We start from the raw sequence: 16,589 nt of genomic DNA, 5'->3' as shown, positions 1-16,589 counted from the left end.
AATGACCAAAGCGAGCCCTGCCAGGCTCGCGGTACATCACAAACTCGGTAGCAGACGTGCAGGAACCAGCGGGTTCAGGCAAGTGGAGGACAACAGCTGACTGGCAGCTTCGATGTCCGGTGCAAAAAAACGGTCCTTTTCATAGAACGGGACCTTGCTGCGCAACAGGCTGCGGGCTTGCTCCAGTTTCGGAGAGGTTTTCAGACCCTCACGCAAGTCCAGACCCTGGCAGGCAGCCAACCATTCTACGGCAAGAATCCCGCGAACGTTTTCTGCCATTTCCCATAACCGCTTGCCAGCGGCCGGGGCCATCGACACATGGTCTTCCTGATTGGCGGATGTCGGCAGGCTGTCGACGCTGTGCGGATGAGCCAGCGCCTTGTTTTCACTGGCCAGCGCGGCGGCCGTGACCTGCGCGATCATGAAGCCGGAATTGACGCCTCCGTTGGCGACCAGGAAGGGCGGCAGTTGCGACATGTGCTTGTCCATCATCAGCGAAATACGCCGTTCGCTGAGCGAGCCGATCTCGGCAATGGCCAGTGCCAGATTGTCTGCGGCCATGGCGACCGGCTCGGCGTGAAAATTGCCACCGGATATGACGTCGTTCTCGGCGGCGAACACCAGCGGGTTGTCGGACACCGCATTGGCTTCGATTTCCAGCACTTCGGCGGCTTGGCGCAACTGGGTCAGGCATGCGCCCATGACCTGCGGCTGGCAGCGCAGCGAGTAGGGGTCCTGAACCTTGTCGCAATTGCGGTGCGACTCGGACACGCCACTGCTTTCGCCGAGCAAGTCGCGGTAGCAGGCCGCGGCATCGATCTGCCCGCGCTGACCGCGTGCTGCATGAATACGTGCATCGAAGGGGGAGCGCGAACCGAGCACGGCTTCGACGGTCAGCGAGCCACAGGTCAACGCCGCAGCGAACAGGTCTTCGCCCTCGAACAAGCCGCGCAGTGCATACGCGGTGGACACTTGCGTACCGTTGAGCAGCGCCAACCCTTCCTTGGCTGCGAGGGTCAGCGGTTGCAGCCCAGCGACAGCCAATGCATCGACGGCATTCAGCCATTCGCCCTTGTAACGCGCCTTGCCTTCGCCCAACAGCACCAGCGACATGTGCGCCAGTGGAGCCAGGTCACCCGAAGCGCCGACCGAACCCTTGAGCGGAATATGCGGATAGACCTCGGCATTGATCAACGCGATCAACGCATCGATCACCACCCGACGAATACCCGAGAAGCCACGGCTCAGGCTGTTGACCTTGAGCACCATGATCAAGCGCACCAAATCATCGCTGATCGGCTGACCAACACCGGCCGCATGCGACAGCACCAGCGAACGCTGCAGATTTTCCAGGTCTTCGCTGGCAATCCGCGTCGAGGCGAGCAGGCCAAAGCCGGTGTTGATCCCGTAGGCGGTGCGGTTCTCGGCCAGAATGCGTTCGACACAGGCGACGCTGTCGTCGATCTGCTGGTCTGCACTGCTGTCCAGCGTCAGCCTGACCGGCTGCTGATGAATGGCGCGCAATTGCGCCAGGGTCAGTTGGCCGGGGATCAGGTTCAGCGTCTTGGCAGATAAGGTGGTCACGATGCAGCTACTCCTTGATTGATGTCAGCAACGGCGTGTGGCCGTCCGCCGCTTTTTATAGGGTTGCCGCATGATCGCGGCAGTGCTGGAAAACCCTTTCCAGCGATGTTGCGTCTTTGAGCAGGGCCGCGCTGCTGGCGATATCAGGGGCCAGCCAGCGGTCTTCATCGTAGGCCGGAACCCGCTCGCGCAGCAGTCGCCACGCAGCACCTGTACCCACGCCAAACCCTTGCGCCTTGAGGAATTCGAACGCCTGGGCCGCCAGCAAATACTCGATGGCCAGAATCTGTGTGACGTTGCCTAGCACTTTGTGCAGCTTGAGCGCGGCACTGGTGCCCAGGCTCAGATGGTCTTCCTGCAGGCCGGAGGTGACGTAGTTATCGACCACCGCCGGTTGCGCCATCTGGCGGTTTTCCGCGCACAGCGAGGCGGCGACGTACTGAACGATCATCATCCCCGAATTCACCCCCGGCTGGCTGACCAGAAACGCCGGCAGGCCGCTGACCATCGGGTTGATCAGGCGGTCGAGGCGTCGCTCGGCGATGGAGCCCAGTTCTGCCAGCGCCATGCACAGCAGGTCTGCCGCCATCGCCACCGACTGGCCATGCGGGTTGGCCTGAGACACCACGCGCCAGTCATCGGGCGTGCCGAGCAGCATGGGGTTATCGGTGACCGAGTTCAGCTCGGTCTCGATCTGGCGAATGGCATGAGCCAATTGATCGCGGGTTGCGCCATGCACTTGGGGAATCGAGCGGATGCTCAGCGCGTCCTGGGTACGAATGCCCTGGCGGCTGGCAAGCACTTCGCTGCCCGCCAATACGCTGCGCAGGTTTTTGCCCACCTGCTGCATACCGGGATGCGGTTTGAGGGCAAGAATGCTCTCATCGAATGCATCCAGCTGACCGCCCAGTGCTTCGAAGGTCATCGCGCCGATCACGTCGGCCCATTGGCTCAGGCGCTCGGCATCGGCGATGGCCAGGCAGCTCAGGCCGGTCATGCACGGCGTGCCATTGACCAGACACAAGCCGTCCTTGGCACCGAGAATTACCGGAGCCAGACCTTCTTCATTCAAGGCCTGCTCAGCCGGGACGATTTGCCCGCGATAACTGACCTGACCGACGCCCAGCAAGGCGATGCCGACGTGCGCCATGTGGGTCAGGTAACCCACCGAACCCTGCGATGGCACGTGTGGCGTAATGCCCCGATTGAGCAAGGCCAGCAGCGCTTCGACCACTTGCCGGTGAATGCCGGATTTACCCTGGCTGTAATTGAGAATTGCGGCGCAGATGATTGCGCGAGTCTGCTCGTCGGCCAGCGGCGCACCCACGCCGCAGGCATGGCTGAGCAGGGTATTGCGCGACAGGCGACTGAGCTGTTCGCCTTGCAGCGATACGTTGCACAGCGCGCCAAGCCCGGTGTTCACGCCATAGGCGCGTTCGCCGCTGACGACAATCTGCTGCACGATGGCCTGCGCGTTATCGATCCGCGCCCAGGCGGCATCCGACAACACCAGTTGCGCCTCATGGCGGGCCACGGCGACTACGTCCTGCCAGCCCAGCGGGGCTTCACCGATGACGATCTGTTCTGCTCGCGACATCTGCAACGGTCCTTAAAGGGTGGCCACGCGGCGCTGAACGAAACGGTCCACGTAATCGTCGGCGGGCGAGTGAAGGATTTCTTTCGGTGTACCGACCTGAATCAAGCGCCCGTCCTTGAGGATCGCGATGCGATTGCCGATGCGTACCGCTTCGTCCAGGTCGTGGGTAATGAACACGATGGTCTTGTGCAGGCTGGCTTGCAGTTCCAGCAACTGGTCCTGCATCTCGGCGCGAATCAACGGGTCGAGGGCGCTGAACGCTTCGTCCATCAGAATGATGTCGGTGTCGGCTGCCAGTGCTCGTGCCAGACCGACGCGCTGGCGCATGCCACCGGAAAGCTGGTGCGGGTATTTGTTTTCGTAGCCCTTGAGGCCTACGGTCGTTATCCAGTGCTGCGCGCGTTCCTGGCACAGCGCCTTGCTCTCGCCGCGCACTTTCAGGCCATACGCGACGTTGGCCAGCACGGTCTTGTGCGGCAGCAGGCCGAAGCTCTGGAACACCATGCTGATCTTGTGCCGACGGAATTGGCGCAGCGCCTCCATGTCGTAGCGCAGGATGTCTTCACCATCAACCAGAATCTCGCCGCTGGTAGGGTCGATCAGGCGGTTGAAGTGGCGTACCAGCGTCGATTTGCCGGAGCCGGACAGGCCCATGATGACGAAGATTTCGCCACTGCCGATCGACAGCGACAGGTCGTTGACCCCGACCACGCAGCCGGTTTGCGCCAGTACCTGATCCTTGCTCTGGTTCTGTTTGATCAGCGCCAGTGCTTCCTTTGAGCGATTGCCAAAAATCTTGAATACGTTTTTAACGACGATCTTGTTCGGTTCCACGCTGCTCATTTGTGCGCCTCATGCCGTGGGCGGCCATAGGCCTGCGTGATACGGTCGATGACGACCGCCAGAATGACGATGGCCAGACCCGCTTCCAGCCCGCGTCCGACGTTGAGCGTCTGAATGCCCACCAGCACGTCTTCACCCAGCCCGCGTGCGCCGATCATCGAGGCGATGACCACCATCGACAGCGCCATCATGGTGGTCTGGTTGATCCCGGCCATGATGCTCGGCATGGCCAGTGGCAGTTGCACACCAAACAGCTGCTGCCAGCGGTTGGCACCGAAGGCGTTGATGGCTTCCATCACTTCACCGTCAACCTGACGAATGCCCAGGTCGGTCAGACGAATCAATGGCGGAGCGGCGTAGATCACCGTGGCGAAGATGGCCGGGACCTTGCCCAGGCCGAACAGCATCAACACCGGAATCAGGTAAACGAAGCTGGGCATGGTCTGCATGATGTCCAGCAACGGCATCAGCACCGAGCGCAGGCGATTGCTGCGCGCGGAGAGAATGCCCAGTGGAATGCCGATCAGTACCGCAATGATCGTGGCGACCAGCATCAGCGCCAATGTCTGCATCAGGTTGTCCCACAACCCGACCGCACCGACCAGAAACAGCAGGCCGACGATGACCAGCGTCGTGACGATCTTGCGTGTCGCGTGCCAGGCAATGCCGCCAACGATTATCAGCATCAGCCACCACGGCGCCATGCGCAGCAGGCCTTCGAGGTTGACGATGGCCCATAGCAGGGTGTCGGAAATGTGCCGGAACACATCGCCATACTGAGTCACCAGCGAGTCGACCCCGTCGTTGACCCAGTTGGCGATCGAGAAAGTGAAGCTTTCAGGAAACATAAGCGGCTCTCAAATGAGGTGTGTCGGGTCAACGTCAGGGCAGTCGGATTTGTCAGTCCGACTGCCCTTTCGTTTACAGCGAAGCGTCCACCTTTTTCGCGGCGTCTTCGCTGACCCATTTGTGCCAGACTTCGGGGTGCTCTTTCAGGAAAATCTTCGCCAGCTTCGGCGATTCGATACGTTCCTTGGCCATGCGCCCCAGGTTCTGGTTGAGCAGGTCGATAGGCAGGTTGACCTTTTCCAGGATGGCGACCAGTTCAGGGGCCTCATCGTGGAACACTTTGGACACGCCGACCTTGATATCGATCGTCTTGTTGACCCCGGCTTTCTCCTCCAGATGCACCAGGTCCACCTGGCCCATGAGCGGAGTCGGCGACCAGTAGTAGGTCAGGATCGGCTCGCCACGTTTGTAGCTGGAGAGAATAGCCGCATCCAGCGCAGGGCCGGTGCCCGGGCGGAAGTTGGTGTATTTGCTTTCCAGGCCATAGCTCTTGAGCATTTCGCTGTTTTCCAGCTCGCAGGTCCAGCCAGCCGGGCAGTTGTAGAAGCGGCCTTTGCCGGGTTCTTCCTGATCCTTGAACACCGCCGAATACTGGGCCAGATCGCTGATGGATTTCAGGTTGGGTGCCTTGGCTTCAAGCTTGCGTTTGGCATCGCCTTCGATCACATAGCGGGGCACGTACCAGCCTTCCACTGCGCCAACGATAGGCGCGCCGACACCGACCACTTTCCCGGCTGCGGCGGCCTTGTTCCAGACCTCGCTGCGACCGACCCATTCTTCGGCAAAGATCTGGATATCGTTGGTGCTCAAGGCGTTTTCCATGGCGATGGAATTGCCGGGCAGGGCGTCAACGGTGCAGCCGTAACCCTTGTCCAGAACGACCTGCAGAATGTCGGTCAGCAGCATCGCGCTTTCCCAGTTAAGACCGGCGAATTTCACCGGCTTGCCTGATTCGCACCAGCCGGCAGCCTGACTTGCGCCTGCGCTGGCGAGCAGGCCAGCGGATACCAGGGTGGTCAGCAGGGCCTTTTTCATATTCATTATCGATGCTCCTAAGCCTGAAATGGATGACGGCAGCTTCAAGTAGGCATCCGGCCTGTGGGCATGTTCATGCCCGTTCCCCCGAGTCTGTCGGTTTGATAACCGCAGCCCCCTTAACGTCCGATCATCGGCAGGTTCAAGCCCTGCTCTCTGGCACAGTCGATGGCAATGTCATAACCGGCATCGGCATGGCGCATCACACCGGTGGCCGGGTCGTTATGAAGGACGCGGGCGATGCGTTCGGCGGCTTCGTCCGTACCGTCACAGACGATGACCATTCCGGAGTGCTGCGAAAAGCCCATGCCCACGCCGCCGCCATGGTGCAGCGAAACCCAGGTCGCGCCGCTGGCGGTATTGAGCAGGGCATTGAGCAGCGGCCAGTCGGAGACGGCATCGGAGCCATCGCGCATGGATTCGGTTTCGCGGTTGGGGCTGGCGACCGAACCGGAGTCCAGGTGGTCGCGGCCGATTACCACCGGTGCCGACAACTCACCACTGCGGACCATTTGGTTGAACGCCAGACCCAGCTTGGCGCGCTGACCCAGACCGACCCAGCAGATACGCGCGGGCAAGCCCTGAAAGCTGATGCGCTCGCGGGCCATGTCCAGCCAGTTGTGCAGGTGATCGTCGTCGGGAATCAGTTCCTTGACCTTGGCGTCGGTCTTGTAGATGTCTTCTGGGTCACCCGACAGCGCGGCCCAGCGGAACGGCCCGATGCCGCGGCAGAACAACGGGCGGATGTAGGCCGGGACGAAACCGGGGAAATCGAAGGCATTGGCGACGCCGACTTCCTTGGCCATCTGGCGAATGTTGTTGCCATAGTCGAAGGTCGGAATGCCCGCTTGCTGGAACGCCAGCATGGCTTCGACGTGTTCGGCCATGGATTGCTTGGCGGCTTTTACGACATTGGCCGGTTCACTGACCGAGCGGACGCGGTACTCGTCCCAGGTCCAGCCTTTGGGCAGGTAGCCATTGAGCGGGTCGTGGGCGCTGGTCTGGTCGGTGACCATGTCCGGACGCACGCCGCGACGGACCATTTCCGGCAGAATTTCTGCTGCGTTGCCGCACAGGGCGATGGAGATGGCTTTGCCTTCGGCGGTGTATTTGGCAATGCGCGCCAGAGCGTCATCCAGATCAGCGGCCTGTTCGTCGACGTAGCGGGTCTTGATGCGGAAATCGATACGGCTCTGCTGACATTCGATGTTCAGCGAGCAGGCCCCGGCCAATGTCGCGGCCAGCGGCTGCGCGCCACCCATGCCGCCTAAACCTGCGGTCAGCACCCAGCGGCCCTTGAGATTGCCGTCATAGTGCTGACGCCCGGCTTCGACGAAGGTTTCGTAGGTGCCTTGCACGATGCCCTGGCTGCCGATGTAGATCCAGCTGCCTGCGGTCATCTGGCCATACATTGCCAGGCCCTTGGCATCCAGCTCGTTGAAGTGCTCCCAGCTGGCCCAGTGCGGCACCAGGTTGGAATTGGCGATCAGTACGCGCGGCGCGTTGCTGTGGGTCTTGAACACGCCAACCGGCTTGCCGGACTGCACCAGCAGGGTCTCATCATCGTTGAGCTGAGTGAGGCTTTCGACGATTTTGTCGTAGCACTCCCAGTTGCGCGCAGCGCGACCGATGCCACCATAAACCACCAACTCGTTGGGGTTCTCGGCGACTTCCGGGTCGAGGTTGTTCATCAACATGCGCAGCGGCGCTTCGGTCAGCCAGCTTTTGGCTGTCAATTGAGTGCCGCGGGCAGCCCGTACGACGCCTTCGCGATGGCGGGTCCAGTTCTGCTTCAGGTCTTGATTATTCTCGGTCACAAAAAAATCCTCGGCGATCAATGCGAACCAGCCCGTTGAAGGGCGAACAGTGCCTGGCGAAGCAGGCCGATTCAGTCCAGTAGAAAGACAGAATGTCTAGCCTGTCTCTACTTGTACATACAAGCATATGCAATCAGAAGACCAACTTTGTCTGGCGTCTGTTCATTGATCGTTCGATGACCCTGCGGCTCAGTGTTTTCAGGGGGTAGCGGACTTTTCCGAGCAGGCGAACAATGTGTGAGGCGAGGTCAGGCGTGTTACCTGAAGCGTGATTTGCGCGCTTTTGGGGCGGCAGGTAACAGAATGGTGCGGTAAATGTGCGCAGGGTCGCAGGGTCAACATCGGTTATTTATAGGTGCCTGAAAAATCCCCGTTGGGAGGGCCTGAATTGTGTTGCCTGAGGATGGGAACGATCCCGCTCAAGCATGCGTCATACCCAAGCCTGAGCGAGCATTCACTGGCCCCCGATTAGTCTTTACGGGCACTTTCATGTTTAAATTGAACGCTCGTTCAAGTTAAACCGGTGGTTCGCTGCCCGCTCACAACAGGAGGCTTACCCTTGCCGTATCCGCTTTTTGCAGTTGGTTTTATCAGTCCGGAGGCACGCAACCGATGAGCTCTCCGAGTACTTCTTCAAGCGGCAACGTCCGCATGAACGCTCCAGTGTTCTACTTCGCTGCGAGCTTTATTCTGATTTTCGGCATCGTTGTCATTGCCTTCCCGCAAGCCAGCGGAGAATGGCTGCTGGCGGCGCAAAACTGGGCGGCCAATACGGTCGGCTGGTACTACATGATGGTCATGACCCTGTATCTGGTCTTCGTGGTGGTCACCGCCTTGTCGGGCTTCGGCAAGATCAAGCTCGGTGCCGACCACGACGAACCCGAGTTCAGTTACCTGTCATGGGCCGGCATGCTGTTCGCCGCGGGGATCAGCATCACGCTGTTCTTCTTCTGCGTTTCAGAACCGCTGACGCACCTGCTGCAACCGCCGCAGGGCGAAGGCGGTACGGCTGAGGCCGCGCGTCAGGGCATGCAGTTGCTGTTTCTGCACTGGGGCCTGCATGGCTGGGGCGTGTTCGCCTTTGTCGGCATGGCGCTGGCCTACTTCGCTTATCGCCACAACCTGCCGCTGGCCCTGCGTTCGGCGCTGTACCCGCTGATCGGCAAGCGCATCAACGGCCCTATAGGCTATGCAGTCGACGGCTTCGGCATCATAGCGACCATTTTCGGCTTGGGCGCAGACATGGGCTTCGGGGTACTGCACCTGAATTCCGGTCTGGATTACCTGTTTGGCGTGGCGCATACCCACTGGATTCAGGTCGGACTGATCACCCTGATGATGGGCGCGGCGATTCTGGTCGCGATAGCCGGTGTCGACAAGGGCGTGCGCGTCATGTCCGACATCAACATGCTGCTGGCCTGTGCGCTGCTGCTGTTCGTGCTGTTTGCCGGCCCGACTCAGCACTTGCTCAACACGCTGGTGCAGAACATCGGTGACTACCTGGGTGCGCTGCCGAGCAAGAGTTTCGACGTGTATGCCTACAACGAGCCGAGTGACTGGCTGGGCGGCTGGACGGTGTTCTATTGGGCCTGGTGGATTGCCTGGGCGCCGTTCGTGGGCCTGTTCATTGCGCGTATTTCCCGTGGCCGGACCATCCGTGAGTTCGTCTTCGGTGTGTTGCTGATCCCGCTGGGCTTCACCCTGGCGTGGATGTCGATCTTCGGTAACAGCGCCATCGATCAAGTGCTCAACCACGGCATGACTGCGCTGGGCCAGTCGGCCATCGATGATCCGTCGATGACCCTGTACCTGCTGCTGGAAACCTATCCGTGGAGCAAGACTGTCATTGCGGTCACGGTATTTATCAGCTTTGTGTTCTTTGTCACCTCTGCCGATTCGGGCACGGTGGTGCTGTCGACGCTTTCCGCCAAAGGCGGCAACCCTGACGAAGACGGTCCGAAATGGCTGCGGGTGTTCTGGGGTGTGGCGACTGCACTGATCACCAGCGGCCTGCTGTTCTCGGGCAGTATCGATGCGCTTAAATCAGCGGTTGTGCTGACGTCGTTGCCGTTCTCGCTGATCCTGCTACTGATGATGTGGGGCCTGCACAAAGCGTTCGTCATGGAATCCCAGCGCCAGATTGCGCAACTGTATTCGCTGGCACCAGTGTCCGGCTCACGACGTGGCGGCTGGCGTCAGCGTCTGAGCCAGGCCGTGCATTACCCGTCGCGAGACGAGGTGTATCGCTTCCTTGACCAGACCGTGCGTCCAGCGATTGAAGAAGTGACAGCGGTGTTTGTCGAGAAGGGCTTGAGCGTGGTCAACGTACCTGACCCTTCCAACGACTCGGTGACCCTGGAAATCGGTCACGGCGAAGAGCGTCCGTTCATCTACCAAGTGCAGATGAAAGGCTTCTTCACCCCTTCGTTCGCCCGTGGCGGCATGGGTTCCAAACAGCTGAACAACCGCCGCTACTACCGCGCCGAGGTTCACCTTAGCGAAGGCAGTCAGGACTACGACCTGGTGGGCTACACCAAGGAACAGGTCATCAACGACGTGCTCGACCAGTACGAGCGGCATATGCAGTTCCTGCATCTGGTGCGGTGATCGGGGATTAAGAGCACCTATCGTTCCTCACGCTCTGCGCCGCGCCTCATGTTCAGGCGAGGACGCAGAGCGTCCAGAACGGCATGCGACGCGGAGCGTCGCACGATGGCTGAAGTCATCGTTCTACGCCCCCCAGCGTAGGCTCGAGATTGCGTCAGGCTCACGTACTCTCGCGCTCTACCAATCTGCACTCCAGCAAATTCAGCCGCTGTATGTCTCCCTCCACCGGCAACACGCCAAGGCTTTCAAGCACACGCGTTGCGGCCAGTACGCCGATCTCTAGTGCTGGCGGTTTGATGGTGGTCAGGCTAGGGAGCATCATTTCTGCGAAGGCGTAATCGCCAAAGCCCATCACGGCACAATCCTTCGGTATATGCAGGCCTGCGCGCTGACTGGCGAGCAGGGCGCCGGCTGCCAGGTTGTCGTTGGCGAAGAAGATGGCGTCGGGGCGCGGTGTTTGGCTCATTAGTGTTTCCATGGCCTGTTTGCCTGCTTCGAACGGCGGCCGTCCGGCGTCCGGGACAAAGACCCACGGTTTGATGCCGAGCCCTTCAAGTGTGGCGATATAGCCGTCACGCCGCTCCAGTGCGCTGAAGTCGCCTGCAATGCTGTTCTGCACGAACGCGATGCGGCGGTAGCCCTTGTCGTACAAATAGCGGGCTGCCGTGACGCCGACGTCATAGTGAGAAAAGCCAATCTGGATCGGGCTGCGTTCGGGCTGGTGGTCCCAGGTTTCGATCACCGGGACATCGGTCTGCTCGATCATTTTCTCGGTAGCCGGGCTGTGGAAACGACTGGTCAGCACCAGTGCTGCCGGTGACCAGCCCAGAAACGCCCGCACTGCGCTTTCTTCCTGTTCGGCGGAAAAGTAGCTGGAGGCCAGCAGCAACTGGAAACCGTGCTGGCTCAGCGTGTCACTGAAGCCCTGAATGGTGTTGGCGAAGATCGGCCCGGAGATATTGGGAATCACCATCGCAACCACCCGGCTGCGCGCCGACGCAAGGCCACCAGCCACTAGATTGGGCACATAGCCCAGCGCATTGACCACAGCTGCAATTCGCTCACGCAGTTCAGGCGAGACTTGCTCCGGCTGATTGAAATAGCGCGATACGGTAATGGCCGAGACACCGGCATCACGCGCCACTGCCGTGATCGTCACCCGGCCTGCGCCTCGGCGTTTGCGTGTCGCGGGTTTCTCGTCGGCCATGCTCGATCACTTCGTATAAAAGTAAAAAGAATATAAAACTAATTTTTCAGTATTGGACGATCTATTCGCCGTTTCCTGATACTGGCGATGTTAGCGCTAACAAAGATGGTTTGTCTGCTACTCGCCACCGCGAATGCCCGGACCCCGGTTTAGCCAGCAATCAACAGGCGCCAGTGCGTATCGCATTGTCGGATCAGGGCATATTTCAGGTAGGCACGCAGATGCACACAACACGTGGGGATGGCGTCAAATACACACTTCTGGCGCAAGCCATCGATCAGGCTCATGTGGCGCGGGGGCGCCGTTATGGCTGGCTGTTGATGGGGCTTGCGGCGTTGCCGTGGGTTCCGGCAATGGCAGATAACGCAGCAACGCAGAGCACTGAAACGGTAGCGCTGGAGTCCGTCACCGTAACGGCCACGCGCCGTGAAGAGTCGTTGCAAAAAGTACCGGTCGCAGTTTCGGTGATTCAGGGCGAGCAACTGGAGCGGGACAATCGCAACGGCGTGGCCAGCATCGTTCAGCAAGTGCCTTCGCTGAATTTCCGGACCGGTGCGTCCAACAAGGACACCTCGCTGTTCATTCGCGGTGTCGGCACCATTTCCACCTCGCCGGGTGTCGAGCCGACGGTGGCGACAGTGATCGATGGCGTGGTGTATGCACGTCCGGGCCAGGCCACGCTGGACCTGCTCGACCTTGAGCGCATCGAAGTGCTGCGCGGCCCGCAAGGTACGTTGTTCGGTAAGAACGCCTCGGCTGGCGTGCTCAACGTCACCACCAAGGCGCCGACCGAAGAGACCCACGGTTACATCGATCAGTCGTACTACAGCGGCAACGAAAGCCGCACCCGTTTCGGCATCGGCGGCAGTCTGATTCCGCAGATCCTCAAGGGCTCGATTACCACACTGTTCGGCAGCTATGACGGCAACGTCGATAACAAGCTCTACGGTCAGGAGGTCAACGGTTACAACCGCAAGGGCGCGCGCGGCAAGCTGGAATTCACACCCAACGACGACATCACCTTCACCCTTGCCGCGGACTACATGCAGTCCCATGACGACGCGCCCAATGGCGTAGTGAGCAAGGCGCTGACCCCAGCGTTCGCCAGTGCGCTGTCACCGGTGCGCGCCGACAGTGACAACCGTGATGTGCTCAGTGATTACCGCAGCCATGTCGAGGACGTCAACAAGGGCCTGTCCGGCCAGCTTGACTGGCAACTGGGCGATTACACCCTGACCTCCATTACCGCCTGGCGGGGCTGGGATAACACCCAGTATCAGGATGGCGACCGTCTCGGCACCGTCACCGCTGCATTCCCCGGCACCGAAGACAAAGGCGATCTGGAGTTCAATCAGTACTCTCAGGAGCTACGTCTGGCATCGCCAAAAGGCCAGTTTGTCGAGTATGTCGGCGGTCTGTTCTATATGCATGGCAAGAGCGACGAGACCTACCAGCGCACGCTCATCACGCCGACCCGTCAGGACCGTGGTATCGCCGATTACAGCACCACCACCGACAGCTATTCGGTATTCGGCGAAACCACCTTCAACTTCACCCCGGACTTCCGTGCGATTGCCGGGGCGCGCTGGACCCACGATGATCTGGAATACGACCATCGCCGCGTTTCGACATCGGCGACCACGGTCAGCGGCATTCAGCCTGCGACCAGCAGTTCCGGTTCGGTGGACGAGGATGGCAAGTCCGGTCGGCTGGGTCTGCAGTACGACCTGAGCGACAGCGTGATGACCTACATCACCTACTCGCGCGGCTATAAAGGCCCGGCTTACAACGTGTTCTTCAACATGCAGCCGCGTGACACCGACGCTTTGAAACCGGAGACCTCGAACACCTGGGAAGTCGGGGTCAAGGCCACCACCTGGAACAATCGCCTGACCACCAGCCTGGCGGTGTTCCACAGTGATTACGACAATTATCAGGCGAACTTCTTCGACAGCGTTGCCGGGCAGGTCGTCACGCGCCTGATCAACGCAGGCAGTGTCAGCACTGAAGGCGTCGAACTGGATTACGCCTTGCAGGCCACCCATAACCTGAAATTCTCCGGCGCGTTGTCTTACACCAAGGCGCGCATCGACAGCTTTGCCTGCCCGGCCGGTGCAGCGGCGTCGTGCAACGTCGATGGCAAAACCCTGCCGTATAGCCCTGACTGGAAAAGCTACGTTCGTGCCGACTACACCATCCCGCTGGACAACGGTCTGGATATCGAGCTGGGCACCGATTACAGCTGGCAGAGCGAAGTGCAGTACGACATCAGCCAGAACCCGGACACCAAGCAAGGCGCTTACGGCATCTGGAATGCCAGCGTGGCATTGGCTGATTACAACAGTGGCTGGCGCGTGGCGCTGCTCGGCAAGAATCTGGCAGACAAGTCCTATTCGCCGATGCTGGCCACCGGTGGTAGCTATGTTTACCGGTCTGTACCGCGTGATGACGAGCGTTATTTCGGCGTACAGCTACGCAAGGATTTTTGAGTCGTGGCACGCGGTAACACAGTAAGGAGTGAAGAATGAGCACGACTGCTCGACAGATGAAACTCGGCGCTTTTCTGATGGCCACCGGGCACCACGTTGCGGCTTGGCGTCACCCTGATGTGCCTGCCGATGCAGGGCTGGATTTCAAGCACTATCGGCACGTGGCCAAGGTCGCGGAAGCGGCAAAATTCGACACGTTGTTCGTGGCCGACAGCGTGGCTGCCGCCACCGGCGATATCGCCAGCCGCATGGCCCGCTCTGATCATTTCGAGCCGCTGACCCTGCTCTCGGCGTTGAGCGCGGTGACCGATCACATCGGTCTGATCGCGACGGCGACCACCACCTACAACGAGCCGTATCACGTTGCTCGCAAGTTCGCCTCGCTGGATCACTTGTCCGGTGGGCGAGCGGGCTGGAATCTGGTGACCTCCGATGCCGCCGCCGAAGCGCAGAACTTCGGTCGCGCCGAGCATGTGGGGCATGCCGAGCGTTATAGCCGCGCACGGGAGTTTCATCAGGTGGTGACCGGCCTGTGGGACAGCTGGGCAGATGACGCGTTTACCCGCGACAAGAGCAGCGGTGAATATTACGACCCGGCCAAATTACATGTGCTCAATCATCACGGTGAGCACTTCAGTGTCAAAGGCCCGCTGAACGTGGCGCGTTCGCCGCAAGGGCAGCCCGTGGTCGTGCAGGCGGGTTCCTCTGAAGTCGGCCGCGATCTGGCGGCGCAGACCGCGGAAGTGGTGTTCACCGCACAGACCTCGCTGGCCAGTGCCCAGGCGTTTTATGCGGACATCAAGGGCCGCCTTGGCGCATACGGACGTGACGCAGATTCGTTGAAAGTCATGCCCGGCGTGTTCATCGTCGTGGCCGAAACCGAGGCGTTGGCGAAAGCGAAATTCGAGTCGTTTCAGGAGCTGGTCGAGCCTCAGGTGGGTGTCGCCCTGTTAGGCCGTATGCTGGGCAATTTCGACCTGTCGGGCTACCCGCTGGACGGCCCGTTGCCAGAGCTGCCGCTAACTGACAGCGGCCAGCGTAGTCGGCAGAAACTGCTCACCGAACTGGCCGATCAGGAAAACCTGACCCTGGCGCAACTGGGACGGCGGATTGCCGGTGGGCGAGGGCATTACAGCCTGATCGGTACGCCTGAGCGGATCGCCGATGAGCTGCAAACCTGGTTCGAACACGGCGCGGCAGACGGCTTCAACGTGCTGGTGCCGCATTTGCCGGGAGGTCTGGAAGACGTCGCGCAATTGCTGGTGCCGGAGTTGCAGGGGCGCGGGCTGTTTCGTACCGAGTATGAGGGCACGACCTTGCGTGAAAACCTGGGCTTGCAACGGCCTGCTTACAAATTTTGATCGTTGCCGCATGCAAGTCCTGATGAGCGCAGAAAGCGGGCTTCTGCCCGCAGGGCGTGGGAGCGACCGGGGCGGTGGTCCGCATTGTTCGCGAAGACGGTATTTCAGACGATGAATTTTCAGTGCTTGTACCGGCCCTTTCGCGAACAAGTTCGCTCCCACGGCCTTCGGCCAGAATCAAAGGCAGATTTTCATACAGAATTAAGGGATCCCCCATGAAACCATTCACGTTTATCGCCGCCATTCTGGCTTTCAGTGGCCTGTTCGGGACAGCTGCTGCCGACGAACCTGACACGCTGCGCATTGGCTATCAGAAGGGCTCGATCACGCTGGTGCTGGCCAAGGAACATGGCCTTCTGGAGAAGCGCTTTGCTGCTACAAAAGTCAAATGGATCGAATTCCCGGCCGGGCCGCAGATGCTTGAGGCTTTGAATATTGGCAGTCTGGACATTGCGTCCACCGGTGACATCCCGCCGATCTTTGCTCAGGTCGCAGGCGCAGACCTGGTCTACATCGGCGCAGAACCGGCCAAGCCACAGGCGGAAACCATACTGGTGCGCAACGAAAACCCGCTGCACAGCGTGGCAGAGCTGAAAGGCCGCAAGGTCGCGCTTCAGAAAGGCTCCAGCTCGCATAACGTGGTGTTGCGCTTGCTGAACAAGGCAGGGTTGACGTTCAAGGATATTCAGCCGATTTACCTGACCCCCGCCGATGCCCGCGCCGCCTTTGAAAACGGCAGTGTCGATGCCTGGGCAATCTGGGACCCGTACTACTCCATCGCCCTGAACGAAGGCCATAGCCGCCTCTTGGCCAATGGCGAAGGACTTGGACTGTCCGGGCCGTTCTATACCGCACGCCGGGCTTTTGCCGAGAAAAATGCGGCGTTTGTGCAGCAGGTTCTCGACGAACTGACGGTGGCCGATGGGCTGACTCGCTCGCAACGCAACGAAAGCATTCAGATCCTGGCGCGCAGCATGGGCTTGTCCGAAGCGGTCATCACTCAGTATCTTGATCATCGACCTGAATCACCCAGCCTGCCGATCACAGCCGAGATCGTGCGTGCGCAGCAGGCGACCGCCGATCTGTTTTACGACAACCACCTGATACCCAAGCGGGTCGATATCCAGCAGGTGGTCTGGCAAAAGCCATGATTCTCGCGCGGCGAGCAGACGCTTCTGGCTCGCCAACGCACCGCAAGAC

At 60.2% G+C, this 16,589-nt stretch carries 11 protein-coding genes; 4 read left to right on the top strand and 7 right to left on the bottom strand.

Translation table 11 applies throughout. From position 1 onward, the window contains the following. Positions 1 to 36: 36 nt before the first annotated feature. The 6 genes from hutH to hutU all read right to left on the bottom strand — a co-directional run bounded on the left by hutH (position 37) and on the right by hutU (position 7,725). Positions 37 to 1,584 carry a histidine ammonia-lyase gene (gene hutH, locus LJU29_RS25400; protein WP_005758932.1) on the bottom strand — a complete coding sequence of 516 codons (1,548 nt, stop codon included), beginning with the start codon at positions 1,582 to 1,584 and terminating at the stop codon, positions 37 to 39. A gap of 55 nt (positions 1,585 to 1,639) precedes the next feature. Continuing rightward, on the bottom strand, positions 1,640 to 3,181 hold the full coding sequence (locus LJU29_RS25395) for an HAL/PAL/TAL family ammonia-lyase (protein WP_005745085.1): 1,542 nt from the start codon (positions 3,179 to 3,181) through the stop codon (positions 1,640 to 1,642). A 12-nt stretch (positions 3,182 to 3,193) separates the two neighbouring features. Continuing rightward, the gene (locus LJU29_RS25390; protein ID WP_005781542.1) at positions 3,194 to 4,024 is read right to left on the bottom strand and encodes a quaternary amine ABC transporter ATP-binding protein; all 831 of its coding nucleotides are present in this window, start codon (positions 4,022 to 4,024) and stop codon (positions 3,194 to 3,196) included. Next, complete coding sequence (locus LJU29_RS25385) at positions 4,021 to 4,872, bottom strand: ABC transporter permease (protein ID WP_257111350.1); 852 nt, start codon at positions 4,870 to 4,872, stop codon at positions 4,021 to 4,023. Before LJU29_RS25385 ends, LJU29_RS25390 begins: the two co-directional genes overlap by 4 nt. A 73-nt stretch (positions 4,873 to 4,945) precedes the next feature. Continuing rightward, positions 4,946 to 5,914: an ABC transporter substrate-binding protein gene (locus LJU29_RS25380; protein ID WP_005745087.1), complete on the bottom strand. Its 969-nt coding sequence runs from the start codon at positions 5,912 to 5,914 to the stop codon at positions 4,946 to 4,948. Between the two features lie 113 nt (positions 5,915 to 6,027). After that, positions 6,028 to 7,725, bottom strand: a complete 1,698-nt coding sequence (gene hutU / locus LJU29_RS25375; RefSeq protein ID WP_057453135.1) for a urocanate hydratase — start codon at positions 7,723 to 7,725, stop codon at positions 6,028 to 6,030. A 651-nt stretch (positions 7,726 to 8,376) separates the two neighbouring features. Between hutU and betT the strand changes: the two genes are divergently transcribed. Beyond that, on the top strand, positions 8,377 to 10,332 hold the full coding sequence (gene betT, locus LJU29_RS25370) for a choline transporter BetT (protein WP_004663279.1): 1,956 nt from the start codon (positions 8,377 to 8,379) through the stop codon (positions 10,330 to 10,332). 160 nt (positions 10,333 to 10,492) lie between these two features. Here betT and LJU29_RS25365 read toward each other — a convergent pair whose 3' ends face one another. Continuing rightward, on the bottom strand, positions 10,493 to 11,539 hold the full coding sequence (locus tag LJU29_RS25365; protein ID WP_005758918.1) for a LacI family DNA-binding transcriptional regulator: 1,047 nt from the start codon (positions 11,537 to 11,539) through the stop codon (positions 10,493 to 10,495). Between the two features lie 173 nt (positions 11,540 to 11,712). On the opposite strand from LJU29_RS25365, the gene LJU29_RS25360 reads away from it, so the two are divergent. The 3 genes from LJU29_RS25360 to LJU29_RS25350 all read left to right on the top strand — a co-directional run bounded on the left by LJU29_RS25360 (position 11,713) and on the right by LJU29_RS25350 (position 16,540). After that, positions 11,713 to 14,028, top strand: a complete 2,316-nt coding sequence (locus LJU29_RS25360; protein WP_257111349.1) for a TonB-dependent receptor — start codon at positions 11,713 to 11,715, stop codon at positions 14,026 to 14,028. Positions 14,029 to 14,063: 35 nt separating this feature from the next. After that, positions 14,064 to 15,389 carry an LLM class flavin-dependent oxidoreductase gene (locus LJU29_RS25355; protein WP_257111348.1) on the top strand — a complete coding sequence of 442 codons (1,326 nt, stop codon included), beginning with the start codon at positions 14,064 to 14,066 and terminating at the stop codon, positions 15,387 to 15,389. Positions 15,390 to 15,604: 215 nt separating this feature from the next. Further along, positions 15,605 to 16,540: a sulfonate ABC transporter substrate-binding protein gene (locus tag LJU29_RS25350; protein ID WP_057424068.1), complete on the top strand. Its 936-nt coding sequence runs from the start codon at positions 15,605 to 15,607 to the stop codon at positions 16,538 to 16,540. Positions 16,541 to 16,589: the final 49 nt, after the last annotated feature.

Source organism: Pseudomonas ficuserectae (assembly GCF_024584585.1).
GTDB lineage: Bacteria > Pseudomonadota > Gammaproteobacteria > Pseudomonadales > Pseudomonadaceae > Aquipseudomonas > Aquipseudomonas amygdali.
The sequence above is the reverse complement of the archived record's forward strand: the minus strand, read 5'-3'. Positions and strand labels throughout refer to the sequence as shown.